Source organism: Providencia rettgeri (assembly GCF_041075285.1).
Taxonomy (GTDB): domain Bacteria; phylum Pseudomonadota; class Gammaproteobacteria; order Enterobacterales; family Enterobacteriaceae; genus Providencia; species Providencia rettgeri_G.
Genome location: NZ_CP163512.1, coordinates 1,140,346 through 1,157,297 on the forward strand (window position 1 = coordinate 1,140,346; position 16,952 = coordinate 1,157,297).

The 16,952-nt window shown below is 39.4% G+C and carries 16 protein-coding genes; 7 read left to right on the top strand and 9 right to left on the bottom strand.

From position 1 onward, the window contains the following. Nucleotides 1-238: 238 nt before the first annotated feature. Entirely contained in the window at nucleotides 239-1,240 is a 1,002-nt protein-coding gene (gene yejK, locus AB6N04_RS05135) for a nucleoid-associated protein YejK (protein WP_369310827.1), read from the top strand. 127 nt (nucleotides 1,241-1,367) lie between these two features. Here the strand turns inward: yejK and rplY are convergent, their stop codons facing one another. Then, nucleotides 1,368-1,649 (bottom strand): 50S ribosomal protein L25, encoded by a 282-nt coding sequence (rplY, locus tag AB6N04_RS05140; RefSeq protein WP_369310828.1) that lies wholly within the window; start codon nucleotides 1,647-1,649, stop codon nucleotides 1,368-1,370. 165 nt (nucleotides 1,650-1,814) lie between these two features. After that, nucleotides 1,815-3,572 (bottom strand): DEAD/DEAH box helicase, encoded by a 1,758-nt coding sequence (locus tag AB6N04_RS05145; protein WP_369310829.1) that lies wholly within the window; start codon nucleotides 3,570-3,572, stop codon nucleotides 1,815-1,817. Nucleotides 3,573-3,794: 222 nt separating this feature from the next. On the opposite strand from AB6N04_RS05145, the gene rsuA reads away from it, so the two are divergent. The 3 genes from rsuA to AB6N04_RS05160 all read left to right on the top strand — a co-directional run bounded on the left by rsuA (nucleotide 3,795) and on the right by AB6N04_RS05160 (nucleotide 6,710). Then, nucleotides 3,795-4,502 carry a 16S rRNA pseudouridine(516) synthase RsuA gene (gene rsuA / locus AB6N04_RS05150; RefSeq protein WP_369310830.1) on the top strand — a complete coding sequence of 236 codons (708 nt, stop codon included), beginning with the start codon at nucleotides 3,795-3,797 and terminating at the stop codon, nucleotides 4,500-4,502. Between the two features lie 17 nt (nucleotides 4,503-4,519). Further along, nucleotides 4,520-5,704, top strand: coding sequence for a Bcr/CflA family multidrug efflux MFS transporter (locus tag AB6N04_RS05155; RefSeq protein WP_369310831.1), 1,185 nt, complete (start codon nucleotides 4,520-4,522; stop codon nucleotides 5,702-5,704). A gap of 661 nt (nucleotides 5,705-6,365) precedes the next feature. Beyond that, nucleotides 6,366-6,710, top strand: coding sequence for a hypothetical protein (locus AB6N04_RS05160; protein WP_369310832.1), 345 nt, complete (start codon nucleotides 6,366-6,368; stop codon nucleotides 6,708-6,710). Between the two features lie 218 nt (nucleotides 6,711-6,928). On the opposite strand, the gene mepS is transcribed toward AB6N04_RS05160, so the two are convergent. Together mepS and AB6N04_RS05170 are read right to left on the bottom strand one after the other, a co-directional pair. Further along, nucleotides 6,929-7,513, bottom strand: a complete 585-nt coding sequence (gene mepS, locus AB6N04_RS05165) for a bifunctional murein DD-endopeptidase/murein LD-carboxypeptidase (RefSeq protein WP_369310833.1) — start codon at nucleotides 7,511-7,513, stop codon at nucleotides 6,929-6,931. Nucleotides 7,514-8,235: 722 nt separating this feature from the next. Beyond that, the gene (locus tag AB6N04_RS05170) at nucleotides 8,236-8,835 is read right to left on the bottom strand and encodes a YrbL family protein (protein WP_369310834.1); all 600 of its coding nucleotides are present in this window, start codon (nucleotides 8,833-8,835) and stop codon (nucleotides 8,236-8,238) included. A gap of 330 nt (nucleotides 8,836-9,165) precedes the next feature. Here AB6N04_RS05170 and AB6N04_RS05175 point away from each other — a divergent pair, with 330 nt between their 5' ends. Continuing rightward, a complete protein-coding gene (locus tag AB6N04_RS05175; protein WP_369310835.1) occupies nucleotides 9,166-9,510 on the top strand; it encodes a hypothetical protein in 345 nt (114 codons plus the stop codon). 122 nt (nucleotides 9,511-9,632) lie between these two features. Here AB6N04_RS05175 and yeiP read toward each other — a convergent pair whose 3' ends face one another. The 3 genes from yeiP to AB6N04_RS05190 all read right to left on the bottom strand — a co-directional run bounded on the left by yeiP (nucleotide 9,633) and on the right by AB6N04_RS05190 (nucleotide 12,469). Then, nucleotides 9,633-10,205 (bottom strand): elongation factor P-like protein YeiP, encoded by a 573-nt coding sequence (gene yeiP, locus AB6N04_RS05180; protein ID WP_369310836.1) that lies wholly within the window; start codon nucleotides 10,203-10,205, stop codon nucleotides 9,633-9,635. A gap of 428 nt (nucleotides 10,206-10,633) precedes the next feature. After that, nucleotides 10,634-11,878 carry a tryptophan permease gene (mtr, locus tag AB6N04_RS05185; protein WP_369310837.1) on the bottom strand — a complete coding sequence of 415 codons (1,245 nt, stop codon included), beginning with the start codon at nucleotides 11,876-11,878 and terminating at the stop codon, nucleotides 10,634-10,636. A gap of 153 nt (nucleotides 11,879-12,031) precedes the next feature. Further along, nucleotides 12,032-12,469, bottom strand: coding sequence for an NUDIX hydrolase (locus AB6N04_RS05190; protein ID WP_369310838.1), 438 nt, complete (start codon nucleotides 12,467-12,469; stop codon nucleotides 12,032-12,034). Nucleotides 12,470-12,635: 166 nt separating this feature from the next. On the opposite strand from AB6N04_RS05190, the gene fruK reads away from it, so the two are divergent. Then, nucleotides 12,636-13,571 carry a 1-phosphofructokinase gene (gene fruK / locus AB6N04_RS05195; RefSeq protein WP_369310839.1) on the top strand — a complete coding sequence of 312 codons (936 nt, stop codon included), beginning with the start codon at nucleotides 12,636-12,638 and terminating at the stop codon, nucleotides 13,569-13,571. A 61-nt stretch (nucleotides 13,572-13,632) separates the two neighbouring features. Here fruK and nfo read toward each other — a convergent pair whose 3' ends face one another. Next, on the bottom strand, nucleotides 13,633-14,478 hold the full coding sequence (nfo, locus tag AB6N04_RS05200) for a deoxyribonuclease IV (protein WP_369310840.1): 846 nt from the start codon (nucleotides 14,476-14,478) through the stop codon (nucleotides 13,633-13,635). A gap of 100 nt (nucleotides 14,479-14,578) precedes the next feature. Continuing rightward, entirely contained in the window at nucleotides 14,579-15,658 is a 1,080-nt protein-coding gene (locus AB6N04_RS05205) for a YeiH family protein (RefSeq protein WP_369310841.1), read from the bottom strand. Nucleotides 15,659-15,848: 190 nt separating this feature from the next. On the opposite strand from AB6N04_RS05205, the gene yieE reads away from it, so the two are divergent. Further along, complete coding sequence (gene yieE, locus AB6N04_RS05210) at nucleotides 15,849-16,712, top strand: DNA-binding transcriptional regulator YeiE (protein ID WP_369310842.1); 864 nt, start codon at nucleotides 15,849-15,851, stop codon at nucleotides 16,710-16,712. Nucleotides 16,713-16,952 lie beyond the last annotated feature (240 nt).

Here is a 16,952-nt window from a genome sequence, read left to right on the forward strand (position 1 = left end):
TTGAGACATCCTAAATTAATGAAAGCTCCATATCATAGCGTATAGCCGCGTGTTTTTCTTCTTTCTTCGTAACAAATTTTCGTTTAAGTGATAATAATGCTTATTCAGATTAAAAAAATGCGTATTAGTTCAGCATTTGATGATGAAAAATGAGGCAAATGATAGTTTCTATTGCAGCGCTGAGATATCAGTGTTTGAATACGAGCGATAATATTTCTGCTAGGAGAAGGAGCCAACAATGAGTCTGGAAATTACCCAGATAGCTTTACATCAGTTGATTAAGCGAGATGAACAAACCTTAGAGGTGATGTTACGGGATTCATTATTGACGGCGGATGATGTCGTGCAAGACATGATGGCAGAATTGCATCGCGTTTATAGCGCAAAAAGTAAAGCTTTTGGTGAGTTCAATGAAGAAAGCGAATTAGCGGATGCATTAAAACTTTTACGTCAGGGTGAGGAGGAGTTTTTAGGCTTTAGCCGCGCCATGACGGTACGTTTAAGAGATGAGTTAGCGAAATACCCATTTGCGGAAGGTGGTGTGGTCCTTTTTTGCCAATATCGCTACCTTGCAGTTGAGTACTTATTGATTTCAGTACTTAATAGTTGTGACAGCATGTTTGTCACAGATACGTTAGATTTAGGCACAACACATTATTTAGATATTCCTCATGCGGATATTGTTGCGCGTATTGATTTAACTGAATGGGAAACTAATCCACAGTCTAAACGCTACTTAACGTTCTTAAAAGGACGGGTAGGGCGAAAAGTTTCTGATTTCTTTATGGACTTTTTAGCTGCATCGGAAGGTTTGAATGCCAAAGCGCAGAACAAAGGTTTAGTCCAAGCATTGGACGATTTTTGTGATAATGCGCAGATGGATAAAAATACCCGCCAAGCGTATCGGCAGCAAGTACATAGCTATTGTACGGAGCAACTGCAATCGGGTGAAGAAATTGAATTGCAAGCATTGGCCAAAGAATTGCCTATGGTCGAAGAACAAAGTTTTGATGATTTTGCGCGTCAAAATGACTATCAATTGGAAGAGAGTTTCCCCGCGGACAGAGGGACACTTAAACAATTGACTAAATTCTCAGGCAGTGGGGGAGGAATTACCATCAGTTTTGATGCGATGTTGATGGGAGAACGTATTTTTTGGGATCCGGTGACGGACACATTAACCATTCGTGGTACGCCACCAAACTTACGCGATCAATTACAGCGCCGCGGTAGCAAATAAGGTTAAAAGTGGTTAGTTGACTAAATTGATTGGTTGCAAAATAATCTAATAGAAATAAATAACGCCGCAATTGCGGCGTTATTTACTCGGCGTCCCGAAATTTCTAAAGCTCGGCTGTGGGCTTTAATTAAGCGCGCAGGAAGTCAATGTGCGTCACTTTTGGCTTAAATGGGTGACGTTGAACAGCCTGAACTTTTACTTTTGTTTCTTTACCATCGATAACCAGATTCAGAACTTCGTAAAATTCTGCTTTGCTTTCTTGGTTGATCACTTCATCGTGGCTCAGAGTGATAGAGATAGCCTCTTGGTTGCCACCATAAACGATAGCTGGCAGCTGGTTATCTCTGCGCAGGCGGCGGCTCGCACCCTTACCCTGCTCTTTACGTTCAATTGCATTGATAGTTAACATTACTATTTCTCTATAAAAGAAAATATAAATTCCTGCTACAGGCGACCCAGCAGCAGGTTCGAGATTTGGCCTAGGAATCACTCATATTAAGAAAGAGAAATTTAAAGGCGGGCGCATTTTATCGAAAAAACCTTCATCCAGCAATCTTTAAGATCGTTTATTGCTTCAGGAAAGGGGAGCAGCAATGCGAAACCGACCTTGATAATCAAAAATTTTCTCTCTAATTTCCCAATACCGCTCTTTTTTCCGGGCGACGATAAATTGTGGATAACGTAATAATGATTGTTGCAAAATAATGTCGTTAGCCTTATTCCACTTAAATGGTATACCGGGCGCTCGCTGGTGTTTACGCAAAAAATGGTATTCGAACGCGCGGCGTTGAGCCGGTGTTGTTAAGCGATAACGCTCTGAGACACAGGTGCCATCTTCATCGTAGTAATTGATTTTTATCCATTCGCCTTTTGAATCATTCCCGCTAATAAATTGCATCCCCCCACAGCGAATGATCAGTGCATCCTTTAACTTTAACGCTGCTTTTAACATCTCATCAGGATCCGTGAGAACTTCATGGCATTTTTGGCAGCGGCGAGCCGCAATATCGTTTTCAGCTCCACAGTGAGGGCATTGCTTAAAGCGAAAACGGAACTCACATTGCTGCTTTTGCCCCGTATCATCTTCTTCCCAGCCTTGGCAGCGACGCCCATAGTGCTCAATGATGTGCCCATCAGCGGTGCATTTACCCCAAAAAATATTGGCAAATTGACAAAGGGGACAAAAAACCTGAACAGGCACACTGGATGAATTTGGTTTACTGCTGCCAACCTCTGGGCGGTATAAGTCATGAGGATTACCTGCATAATCTAAAATTAGGCATTCGGTTTTTCCTTCGCAAAGACGCAAGCCTCGACCTACTATTTGCTGATATAAGCTGACAGATTCAGTTGGTCGCAAAATGGCAATCACATTAACATGAGGGGCATCAAAGCCAGTTGTAAGTACTGAAACATTGACAAGGTAATGCAGTTCTCTTTTTTTAAACTGATGAATAAGTGTTTGCCGATCCGCAGCTGGGGTCTCAGCAGTGACTAAGGCTGCGGATTTTTCAGGCAAATAGCTTAAAATTTCTTTTGCGTGTTCGACAGTCGCCGCAAAAATCATACAGCCTTGTAATGACGACGCATATTCAACAATTTGTGCAACAATTTTGGGTGTAATACGTTGTTGTTTTTTCAGCGAAAGGTTCAGCTCTTGCTCATTAAAAATACCTGATGAAGTCAATGATACTTGGCTAAAGTCATACTGTAGCACTGGCATATCTAACCGGTTAGGGGGAACGAGAAACTTATTTTTGATCATATAGTGCAACGGTAATTCATAAATACAATCACGGAAAAAACAATTTTCATCACCGCGAACCATACCATGGTAGTGATATTGATAGATCCAGCCACTGCCTAAACGGTAGGGCGTGGCAGTTAGGCCTAAGATGCGTAAGGCGGTGTTATTTTTTTGCAGATGCTGAATGATTTGCTGGTATTGACTTTTATCATTCAAACTAATGCGATGGCATTCATCGATAATGACTAACGAAAACTGTCCATCGAAAGCGCTAAGGTTACGTGCAACGGATTGTACACTGCCAAAAACGACCTTACTGCGGGACTCTTTTCGGTTAAGCCCAGCGGCAAAGATATCTGCCTCAAGGCCATATGCAAGGTATTTGCTATGATTTTGTTCAACCAACTCTTTAACATGGGCTAAGACCAGTACGCGTCCTCGGGCAAGACGGGCTAACTCAGCAATGACTAAACTTTTCCCCGCACCCGTTGGCAACACAATAACGGCTGGTTGTGTGTGTTTACGGAAGTAGTGGATCGTCGCATCGACGGCTTCTTGTTGGTATGGGCGTAAGGAAAAAGACATATTGCTCAATATTGGTTAAAAAAACAGGTGAATGAGATTAAATTTAATTTAAAACAATGGCTCTGTCTAAAGATACACGTTGTTCCATGGAAACTATCCCTTCACTAGGGTTATTGTTATAATGAAATATGTGATAGCAATCACAGCAACCTTTCATTCTTTATTCTGACAGTCAAGCGCTATTGTACGCTTCACTGGCATTCCATCAAGTTAAGAGAATCTATGCGACTGGATAAATTTTTGTCCCAGCAATTAGGGATAAGCCGGAGTTTGGTAGCACGTGAGCTACGTGCTGGTCTTGTAACGGTTGACGATGAAGTTGTCAAATCGGGTTCATTTCAAGTCACCCTTGACCATAAGGTCGCTTATGATGGCAATGTATTAGTCCAAGTGACAGGGCCGCGTTATTTTATGTTACATAAGCCCCAAGGCTACATCTGCTCTACAGATGACCCAACCCACCCAACAATTCTCTATTTTATTGATGAGCCTCTCGCACAAAAGCTGCATTCTGCGGGACGCTTAGATATTGATACAACCGGGCTAGTGTTACTTACAGATGACGGGCAATGGTCACATCGTATTACATCACCCAAACACCATTGTGAAAAAACATACCGCGTTCAATTAAGTGAAGATATCGCTTCTGATGTTACGAAAAAATTTGAGCAGGGCGTCATGCTCAATGGTGAAAAATACCCAACAAAACCTGCACAATTGGAAATTATCACGCCTCGCGATGTTCGCTTAACGATCAGTGAAGGTCGTTATCACCAAGTCAAACGAATGTTTGCTGCGGTAGGCAACCATGTTTGTGGTTTACACCGTGAGCGTGTCGGAGCGATCCGTTTGGATGAGACGCTGGCACCGGGGGAATATCGCCCACTAACAGATGACGAAATTAATAGTGTTAATGTACCGCGTAAATAAAAGCAGGAGTTTATAGAGTGCAACAGCAGCGTTCATCCTATTTGGGGCTGATTTTAATTTTAGGTTTACTGTCGATGCTGATGCCATTAGCCATCGACATGTATCTACCTAGCTTTCCGACGATGATGCATTATTTTAATGTAGATGAAGGGCGTATTCAGATGACGCTCAACAGCTACATTTTTGGTTTTGCCATTGGACAACTTTTTTATGGACCAATGGCTGACAGCATTGGTCGTAAACCTGTGATCTTAGGTGGGGTGGTTGTTTTTGCATTAGCCTCGGCGGCTTGTGCAATCACCGAATCAATTGATTCGCTGATTTGGTTACGGTTTTTGCATGGTTTTGCCGCAGCGGCTGCCAGTGTGGTGATCAACGCATTGATGCGTGATATGTTCACTCGTGACGAATTCTCTAGAAGTATGTCATTTGTGGTGTTGGTGATGACTATTGCGCCTTTATTAGCCCCTATTTTAGGTGGCGAACTGATGCGCTGGTTCTCTTGGCATGCGATATTCTGGAGCATTGCGATTGCGGCGGTTATTGCGGTGATCTTAGTCAGCTTTTTTGTCCGTGAAACATTGCCTGCTGCAAAGCGGCAAAAATTCCACATTGGTACGACATTGCGTCAATTCGCAACATTATTTAGGGCAAAACAGGTTTTGTTTTACATTCTTGCTAGCTCGTTTTCGTTTGCGGGTATGTTCTCATTTTTAAATGCGGGCGCATTTGTTTACATCGACCTAAACGGGGTGTCTCCTCAACATTTTGGCTACTATTTTGGTATTAATATTGTCTTTCTATTTATTATGACAACGATTAATAGTCGCTATGTTAGGCATTTTGGTGCGGAAAAAATGTTGTACTTTGGCATTATAATTCAGTTTATTATGGGAATTTGGTTATTAGCGACAACGGCATTTAGCCTTGATTTTTGGACGCTAGTTATTGGTGTTGCCATATATGTCAGTGGGATTGCGATGATCACCTCCAATGCAATGGCGGTGATCCTCGATAACTACCCGCACATTGCCGGAACCGTTTCTTCGTTAGCTGGAACTATTCGTTTCTCAATTGGTGCATTAGTGGGGACGTTACTGTCATTAGTACCAGCAAAAAATGCTTGGCCAATGGTGGGGTCGATGGTAGCTTGCGTCACATTATCAATGCTTTTCATCCTTTTGGCGAAAAAAACGAAATAGTCTATAAGTATCAGATTCATGGACGGATCTGATAGTGTATATCTTAGCGATCCCCTTCACTGGTTATTCTTATTTTTCCTTAAGTTATTTTTTAACATTCACATTAAGTAGGGTTTTACCGTTACTAATGCTCGGTAATTCCGAGTAATTTATTGGTGGTATTAAAATCCATAATGAAAATGATCTAAATCAATTAACATTATCGTACTTTTTGTTAAATTTATGTTTTAGATACTTTTCGAAATAAAGCAGCACTTGCTGATTTAAAAATAACCAACTATCAAAAAACGAAATGAACATTACTGTTTTCATTTCAAAAATGTAAAATCAGTTGAATGTTTTGTGGTGAATGTTGAAAATTGTTATAAAAAATAAAATAATGTTTGCTGATTTTGGCGTAAAAATGCATGTGCAATGATTTATGTCACAAAAATTTAACGACACATTATGTTTTTAATGTTATATTTAAGCTCTAATATTTAACATTATCGTTACTTCTGTATTGCACTAACGCTTCGGTTTGAACGAGTAATGTTTGGCAGTCAGATATTGTCTTTTAAAGGTGCATAGACGTTAGGGTAACTTACCCAGTGTTAAGTTAGTTTGCAGGGAACTTTCCTGTAATTTGGCAAAATACCAAATGTTTTAATAGGATATTTTTGTGAAAAAATTAGGTCTTTCGGTGGTGCACAGGCTACCGCAAAGCTACCGCTGGTTATCAGGAAAAATAGGGACAGATGTAGAAGTTGTACCTATGAATGATGATGCTAATAGCGATAATCTTGTGGGGCTAAAATTACTTAGTCATGACTGTGCAACAGATTGTATTGCGATGCAACAGCTGTCTGAATCGCTATCCGATATGCAGATTTCAAGCGCTATCTTAGAGTGGCAGAAAGAGATTTGTTTATTTATTCATGCCAATGATGAATTGGCGGCAATGTGTCGTTTAAAAGCAACTGGCGTGGCAATTGCTGAGTTATCCTCAGGTTATTATTGCGCTTAGTACGTCAGCTTGCGTTCGAATGAGTGCGATTGTGTAGGTTTATGTTTAGGGCATGTGGAGAAAATAGTTTCTTATATCGTGTTTTAATTACTTGATTATGAAAAATAATTATTGTGATTTTTTGTAGTACTACACTTTCAGCTAATAACCAATTACCAATAAAAAAGCTTCCGAAATTGGAAGCTTTTTTATTGGTAAAGGGAAATGTTTACTGCGGATTATGAACCATTGATAATACGGCGGCTCGCATAATACCGTTTGCTCCAATAACTGTTAGACAGTTCAGAAACAATCACGCCGCTACTGGTTGATGCATGAACAAATTTTTCATCACCAATGTAAATTCCAACATGCTTCATTGTACGACCAGTTTTAAACAGAACGATATCGCCAACTTTTAAATTATTACGTTTAACGCTCTTACCAGAGGATTCTTGTTCTGAAGTTGTTCGTGGTAATTCAACACCAAATTGTTCAAAGAAGGTACGTTGAACAAAACCAGAACAGTCGATACCACTTTTGGTTGTTCCACCAAGGCGATAAGCAACACCTTTCCAACTTGCATATTGATTCATAATTTTAGATTTAGTGTCAACACTTTGCACTAACTCTTCGAATTCATCTTGTGATGCCATTGCTAATGAGTCACCTGTGGCACCATTTAACATACGAACATCTGACTTAGCAGTATATTGTGTATTTTTTGTCGACTTCGGGTTGGTACATGCTGTGAGTGTCACGGCAATAGCCACTGCCGGAACAAGGCGCCAAGCATAGCGCTTAAATTTTTCAGAGGTTAACATTCTTATATATATCCCTTACCATTTCTTTATCGCATTATTGTGTAAAGAGACACAACAAAACTTTTCCCTGTGAAAAGCGCATTGATTAATAAGAGTGTGCTTTTCGCAGAAAGTGTTTATAACGCCGTCTAAATCTTTACTAAATTAGAGGTTTCTTATGACCTTATTGAGTATAGATGAAAACTCAACATTTGCTAATTCAGTTATTGCTTGAATTTAGTACCGTAACAGCCCGAATACCAAACCTTTAAGAGCATACATAAACAAAGGCGAAATGGCGAGTTAATAGAGTGATAATTTACAAAACATTAGATAAAAGTGCATATTCGCCATTGGCTTATGTGATTATTGTCATATATAGCGTAGTTTTGCGTATAAGAGTACGGGTTATTAATAATAAAGTATGATCTATCTCACGTTTATAAAGGCTTATTTTTAGATTATTTACTGGATAGCATGTTTTCGAACCCCGAATGTAAAGAAGTTTAAATTTATACCAAAGAGACGAGTGCTTTGGGGTAGTTAAAAATTAAAATGATGATTATTTGTCCGCTGGGAACTAAATAAAATGATATTACAGTGATAAAATCACTGTATATATATCAGTATATGGAACGTCTTCATATATTCAATTGTTCAGCTAAAAAGAAAATAGCAATAATAAGTCTATTACAAAGAACTTATTCAAATTGTTGAGTCAATATTAAAGATAAAGAAAGTACTTACAATCGGATGTGAAATTCTTTGTATAGGCGTTTTTCAAAATCTGCAAAACGACGGTCTAAAGTTGAACGTGCAATGGTCGATGAAAAATAATCGAGGGGGATTAAATTAGACGAACCAAGATTATCGATAATCAAAAATTGACCATGCGGTTTGTAGCCTAATTGATAAACAATGTTATAGGTTTTTAGTGCCATGGTTACAATTGCTTCTTTGTAAACCGATTTTTTAAACTGAGCATAAGCAATCCTCATATTTTTTTGATGTTTTAAGTACGCATTTTTATTTTTAAGATAATAATCTAAAGTATGCGATACATTCCCTGTTTTATCTTTAATTAATTGAAAAACGTAACCTAGTCCTAGATTGGTTTCTTGCGTACCAAAATAATGGGAAATGCAGGTTGCCATGGACTCTTTTTGGTAGAGGCGCTTGTAATAACGCACTTCTCTCAGTGTTTCTTTATCATCTCGGCCTTTTAGATGAATTTTGATACAAAGATCATCATAGTCTGGGTGTTGGTAGCAGGCTCGTTGCCGCCCAGATGCAATCAAGTCTGACGCTGTTAAGTTAATTTTATAGTTAAGTTTTTTTTTCATGATTAATAACACTATTTATGCCACGTTGAATACAAATAGGGAGTGTAAATGCTAATTTCGACTAATTTTTTTAAATTTTTGCCTTATTTTAATAGACTTAATTTTATATGTGTTGCAATACGTGTGGTAATTAAAAGTGTGATCAAGTCGAATAATTATATGTCGATAATTATTCGGTATGTAAAATAAAAAACTACGACTATAAGTTAAATATCTCGCTATTCATTAGGAATAAGATGTCGCCATCATTCAGTTGAACTGAATTATTCATTTTAAAAGTAAATAAATTACTAAAAATGACGATAACTTAATTTTAAGAGGAAACTTCCTATGAATAGCTTAGTGAAAAAAACGATAGTGGCATTTTTAGCGGCAACAGCATTAATCACGAGTGTTTCTGCATTCGCCTCGCAAAACAGTGATCAAAAGCGTTCTAACTCTGCGGTTATTCGCTTCACTGGTGCAATTGTTGCTGCTCCATGCATCATTGGTGCTAAGCAAAATTTTATCGAAACAACATGTTGGAGTGACTCAGGAAAGGAAAAGAGAGAATCAGTTAATATTTCTAAATTAAAAACCAGTGAACAGTTATTACCAAACTCAAAAGGCACACAACAATTTAAGTGGATTAATAAAGAAAAAACGATGGGTATTTACACCATTAAATATGATTAATATAAAATAAATAGGATAAGGAAGTGGTAGGCTAGGAGGGTAGGATGTTAAATCAAAATGTATGCCTATGAATATACTATTCGTAGGCATAAGAATATCAACGTTATTCCACCGAGATGTTATTAATCACAACGACCCATATAGCGGCGTTCAGGAATATGAATACGAATTTTTTCACCTGTGGTTAAATACTCAGGAACCTGAACCGTTAGGCCCGTCGCCATAGTTGCAGGTTTAGTGCGAGCACTGGCTGATGCGCCTTTAATACCTGGCGTTGTTTCGACAATCACCATATCAACAGTTTGTGGCAATTCTAACGCCAAAACTTGCCCATCCATCGTCAGAACTTGCATGCCGGGTAACCCTTCTTCAGGGATAAACAGGAGTTCTTCTTCAATATCCGCTTTTTTGAAAATATAGGGTGTATAATCTTCATTATCCATGAAGACATATTCATCACCATCGATATAAGAAAAACTCACACCACGACGTGTTAACGAAATCGTTTCTAAAATGTCATCGCCTTTAAAACGTTCTTCGACTTTCTGACCGGTTTTAATATCTGTAAAGCGCATTTTATATAAAGTACTCGCTCCACGAGCACTAGGTGCTTGAATATCAATATCTTTAACAAGCAGTAATTTGCCATTGTAGTTAATTGCTAAACCACGTTTGATTTCGTTGGCCTTGGCCATAAATAACCTTCTTCGGTGTTGTCAAAAAGAGTGCGACAAAATTACTCGCACAAGCGAGATTAGGCAAGATGTTGAGGTCAATTTTTGGTGAAAAATTTTAAAAAAGTCATGATGGGAGAGAATATGGCCCCGTAGGGCTATATTAAGAATAGGGGCTAGGGGCTGTTTATCTTTTCTGCTGATTTTTACCGCTAAAAAAGGTCAAAAAATAATGCCCAAAATGGCGAAATGTATCCGCCGTGCTGACTGATGACGATTTGAATCAACTATTTATCCCCAAATGCTGCCCTACGGTTCGATTAAAGCACATTTCACTCATTAGATACTGCGTTGAGAGGCTCTTGCCGAGTTCACTCGATGGCGAACCTCTCCCTTGCCTAAAATGGCTTTAATTCGAATAAAAATTGACCATCAAAGGACAACCGCCACTAGTAAACGGGCAGTAGTCCAGCCAAAGACATAATGTGTGCTACGGCGTTAATCAACCCAAATAAAATCACAAAACCGATAATAAACAGACCACCTGGTGCGCGATAACTATTGTTGGGATAGCGTTTACGGCTTGCTTTTGCCATCAATGCAGGAATGATCACTGCCCAAAGGGTTGCCGCTAACCCTGCAAAGCCGATGGCATAAATAAAACCATTAGGGAAAACCAACGCTAAAACAGTAGGTGGAACAAAAGTGACTAAAATAGATTTCAGTCGACCTTGTTTATCATCGGTAAATTTAAAGAAGTCTGCAATAAAGTCGAATAAACCTAATGACACACCTAAGAATGAACTTGCCAGTGCCATATAAGAAAACAGGTTCAAAAATTGAGAAATAAAACTACTTTGTGTGGAAATATTCATTTGAGTGAGCAACGCATCGATATTGTTGCCATTTTCTCTTATCTCAATGAATGACGAGCGTGGAATATTTCCTTGAATAGCATACTGCCATAAAATGTAGATAACCACAGTAATAATCGCACCGTAAGTTAAGCTTTTAACTACTTTACGGCTATCTTTATTATAATATTTTACAAGACCTGGTACGTTTCCATGGTAGCCAAACGAAGTTAATAAATAAGGTAATGCTGCTAATGCATAAGGCAGATATTGTGTTTCATTTTGTTCAACTTGGTTAAACAAAATGGCAGGTGAGGCCGTTGAAATCATTCCACCAATTGACATGATAAAGGTAATTACCATCCCACCAATTAAAATGGTGCTTAACCTGTCCACTGCACGGGTCGATAACCAGACAAAAAAAGCAACAATAAATGCAAAGATCAACCCAGCGAAGGCTTGTGGAATTTGGATATGATCCGCTAAGTTTGCAGTGATAATAGAACTACCCGCAGAAATATACGCGTAAGTTAAAATATATAGGACAAACGTGACAGACAAGCTGTTAATAGTGTTCCAGCCGGTACCTAATAAATCCTTTACCATGGTATGAAAACTGGCACCTGCTGGGTAATTCATATTAGCTTCTAAAATCATTAGTCCAGAAAGTAACATACAAATAAAGGTGTAAATTAGCAGGATCACTGAGCCTGAAAACCATACTCCAGAAGTCACCATAGGAATTGAAAACATGCCTGCACCAACAGCGGTACCTGCAATGATCATCGCTCCCCCTAATATAGAAGGATTTTTTTGTTGGGTTGTTCCATTAACGGCCATGGTGGCTCCTAATTGATTGCTCTAATGTACTAGCTAAATGATACGGTAATGGCAATATATTGTAAATAAGGAAAATAAAAATAAAATGAATAATTTGAAAGAGATGGCGATTAAACGTACAAATTAAACAAACTTGTACGTTATTGTGGTTGATTAAGCGCAGCGATGATAAAAGCGTTGGTTTAGCCAAAGTTCAATGGCATTACGGCTGGCCTCAAAGTGTGGTTCAGGTAACGCGTTAGGGGAGACCCACATTAAGCTTTCGCATTTATCGGGTTCCATGATCTGTGGTGGTTTATCACCGTTATATTCCACATGCAGACAAATGGAAACCGTGTGTTTACCTTCTTGCTGATAGGTTTGCAAATTATTGCTGATGCCAAATACGGTTGGGTTGGTAATATCGATACCAATTTCTTCTTTTATTTCTCGAATAGCGCAGGTTTCAAATGTTTCGCCGGGATCGACATGACCACCAAAAATAGACCAATAGGGGGCATGTTTGCTACTACGTTTACCCAGTAAAATTTGCCCATATTGATTGGTGATAATGACGCCGACACCAACGATGACGTGGGTTGGCTGAGACATATTTTCTCCTTGTTATTTTCGTTCTTAGCGCGAAGATTCTGCCACGTGATAACAGAAAAACAAGCAGCAAAAAATATAAATAGCACTGAAAACAACACGCTTTAATGTTATAACTATGCCTATACATCTAATGATATGATAATCATGATAAGGGAGATTAGTGGTTATGACTCGCCGGGTTGCTACAATTACATTAAATCCTGCTTACGACCTTGTAGGGTTGTGCTCTGCTATTGAAGTAGGTGAAGTGAATTTAGTCAAAACCGCTAGCTTAAATGCCGGAGGAAAAGGCGTCAACGTAGCTAAAGTGCTACGTGATTTGGGTATTGACATCACGGTTAGTGGTTTTATGGGGAAGGACAATCAAGAAGAATTCCAACATTTCTTTAGTGAGAACGGCATGGCTAATCGCTTTAGTATGGTGCCTGGTCGTACACGTATTAATGTGAAACTTACTGAAAATAATGGGGAATCAACTGATTTTAACTTTTCTGGTTTCGAGGTAAGCAAAGAAGATTGGAACCGCTTTTCAACAGAGTCACTAAATTGGTTAGGTCATTTCGATATGGTCGTGGTCAGTGGAAGTTTACCTAATGGTATTGACCCCGAGGACTTTACCCGTTGGATGACGCGTTTACGCCAGTTATGCCCATGTATTATTTTCGACAGTAGCCGCGAAGCATTAAAAGCGGGCTTAAAGGCATCTCCTTGGTTGGTTAAACCGAATCGTTATGAATTAGAAAGCTGGGTTGGACGTAAACTGCCTGAACTTAAAGATGTGATCGCAGCAGCCCACGAACTGCGTGATAAAGGCATCTCTCACGTAGTGATTTCATTAGGTGAAGAAGGGGCATTGTGGGTGAATGCGTCGGGTTCTTGGTTAGCTAAGCCACCCCATTGTGACGTTATTAGCACGGTCGGGGCGGGAGATTCAATGGTCGCTGGCCTTGCTTATGGCTTGCTTAATGGTGAGTCGAGCGAACATACATTGCGGATGGCAACAGCCATTTCGGCATTGTCGGTTTCACAGGCAGATGTGGGATTAAAAAACCGTAATAAGCTGGCAGATATGATGGCCAAAATTGAAATGAAGTCACTGTAAATTTTCGATTAAAGAAATAAAACCCCACATGAATAACGTGGGGTTTTTGGTCAGTAAAAATTTAGCCATGCTGTTGGGATTTTAACCAAGCTATCTCTTGCGGCCAAATATCAGGATTAATGGTTTCTAAAATCAGCGGAATACCATCAAAACGACTATCTTGCATAATATAGGTAAACGGTACGAAACCGATATTGCCTTCACCTAAACTGTGGTGGCGATCTACGCGGCTGGCAAATTCACTTTTGGCGTCATTGAGATGCATACCTTTTAAGAATTCAAATCCCACTATCTGTGCAAATTGTGTAAATGTTTTATCGCAATCTTCAATCGTCCGTAAATCATAGCCCGCAGCGAATGCGTGGCAGGTATCAATACAGACACCGACACGGCTTTTATCCTTAACGCCCTCAATGATTTTGGCGAGATGAGTAAAGTCAAAACCCAAGTTAGTGCCTTGTCCCGCAGTGTTTTCAATGACTGCGGTGACGCCTTCTGTTTCCGCTAAGGCAATATTAATCGACTCTGCGATGCGAGCTAAACAGTCATCCACCTCAATTTGTTTTAAATGGCTACCAGGGTGGAAATTCAACAAACCAATGCCGAGTTGTTCACAACGTTGCATTTCATCAATAAAAGCGACGCGTGATTTTTCTAAGGCTTCAAATTCTGGATGACCTAAATTGATCAAATAGCTGTCGTGGGGCAGGATTTGATGCTTGCCATAACCAAATTTCACACAGTTATCTTTAAATTTTTGAATGACTTCTTCACTTAATGGCGCGGCTTTCCATTGGCGTTGGTTCTTAGTGAATAAGGCGAATGCCGTCGCATTAATCTCATGGGCGCGAATAACCGCTTGATCAACCCCACCTGATGCGCTGACGTGTGCTCCAATAAATTTCATTTTTGACTCCTTTTTTATTGAAGTATGCCATTAAAAAGCGCATAAATGAAATCGACAAAAAAGCCGCTTAACAAAGCGGCTAAAGTTATCGATATGTATATTAAAAAATGTTTTGTATCAGTAGGTTAATTAATAAACCACCCACAATTAACCATACAAATAGAATTAATGCCATTAATAAAGGTTTAATACCTGCTTGTCGAATGGCACTCACATGGGTAGTTAAACCTAATGCAACCATTGCCATTGCAAGTAGAACAGTATCTAACACAATGATTTGCTGGACTAAAGCTTGTGGTAGTAAATGTAATGAATTAAAGCCAGCAACTAAAATAAAGAACACAGCAAACCAAGGAATGGTAATTTTACTTTTCTCAGTGGAATTACCCTGTTTTGCCGCCGCTTTACGGCTTAAAAAGGCAGATAAAATAATTAAGAATGGCGCAAGCATCATAACTCGGATCATTTTAGTAATTACCGACGCGTTTTCTGCATCAGAACCAATAGTGTGACCTGCTGCAACCACTTGCGCCACTTCGTGTACTGTTGAGCCAATATAAATACCAAATGTTTCTTGGTTGGCAGAGAACCAGCCAAAATGCGCATTTAATTGATAAACCCAAGGGTATATAAAGATACAAATTGTCCCAAAGATCACCACAGTAGACACGGCAACCGCCACTTTACTCGCCGATGCTTTAACGACAGGCTCTGTCGCCATTACTGCGGCTGCGCCACAGATACTACTCCCTGCGCCAATTAAAAACGTGGTTTCATCATCAAGCCTAAACACTTTTTTGCCTAACCAGTAAGCGAGTAAGAACGTAGAGGTTAGGGTTAATGCATCAATAATAACGCCCGTGGCACCTACATTGGTAATTTGTTGGAATGTGAGTCGAAAGCCATAAAGGATGATCCCCGCCCGCAAGAAATAGTGTTTGGCAAATTTGACGCCAGCATCACAGGATTTACTTGCTGTTGGATAAAAGGTATTACCCACAACAATGCCTAATAAGATAGCGAGAGTCAGTGCACCTAGACCAATAGTCATAAACCATGATTGGTCACCAAGATAGATGGCAATAGTTGTTAAAAAACCGGCCAATAGGAGCCCCGGTAATAATTTCAACACAGGGTAGATGCTATTTTGGTTCAGGGTGTGAATGTCACTTTTATCCATGTTAATGCTCTTTATTGCTGCTTATATGATTTGGTAATAAGCATATAATAAATAGAGTAATAATTTAAATCGATTGTTTGTATATAATCTATCAATAAAACAGATTATAAGTTTCTTCTGGAATATTGCTAATAAATCATTAATATTAACAATATTATTACAAATACTAAAACACGTTGGGGCGACCTTTATGCGAATAACACTTAGGCAACTTGAGGTTTTTACAGAAGTATTGAAAAGTGGCTCCACGACGCAGGCATCTCAATCATTAGCACTATCCCAATCTGCGGTCAGTGCATCGTTAACGGATTTAGAAGGTCAGCTTGGCGTTCAACTATTTGATCGTGTGGGTAAACGTCTTGTTACTAATGAGCATGGAAGGCTACTGTACCCCAAAGCATTAGCATTATTAGAGCAAGGGGCAGAAGTCGAGCAACTGTTTAAAAAAGAGATGGGCGCAGTGCGTCTGGCAGCGAGTACCACCATTGGTAATTATATGTTACCCGAGATTTTAGCCGGGTATCGCCATGATCACCCTGATATTCCCTTAGAGCTTTTTATTAGCAATACCGAAGAAGTGATTAAAGCGGTGATGGAATTTAGGGTAGACGTTGGGTTAATCGAAGGGGTTTGCCATAGCCCAGAATTAATTTCAAAAGCGTGGTTGAAAGATGAACTGGTGGTTTTTGCCTCACCACAAAACCCGTTAGCGAACAGAAAGGTGTCACTAAAAGAACTCAGAGACGCCCCTTGGATTTTACGTGAACGAGGTTCAGGAACACGTGATGTGCTTGACCAACTGCTATTTGCTCATCTACCCGGTTTTCATATTTTAATGGAATTAGGTAACTCAGAGGCAATTAAACATGCCGTTCGTTTTGGCATGGGGATTAGCTGCTTATCAAGAAGAGTCATTGCTGAGCAACTCGAAAATGGAACGTTAGTTGAGTTAGAAGTGGATGAACTTCAATTAGAAAGAACGCTATATTTGATTTATCATCGGCAAAAGCATCTTTCAAATGCGATTACTCATCTTTTAGCTTACTGTCATTAAAAATCCTCGTCATCTTTTAGCCTGTCGCGGAGTTGGCTGCAACGCCCCTAGCGACAAGCTAAAATCTTTAGGGGATTAGCTTTCGTGTTTCTTTATTAATAGCCGATACTTAGTTTTTTGCGATAACGCGTTTTACTTATAATTCTACGTGAATTATGAAGGTATCTTATAACAGTGAAGAGTTGCTTAGTTCTCACAGTCTATTTTGCTAGAATCCCCGCGATATTAGCTGAATAATAA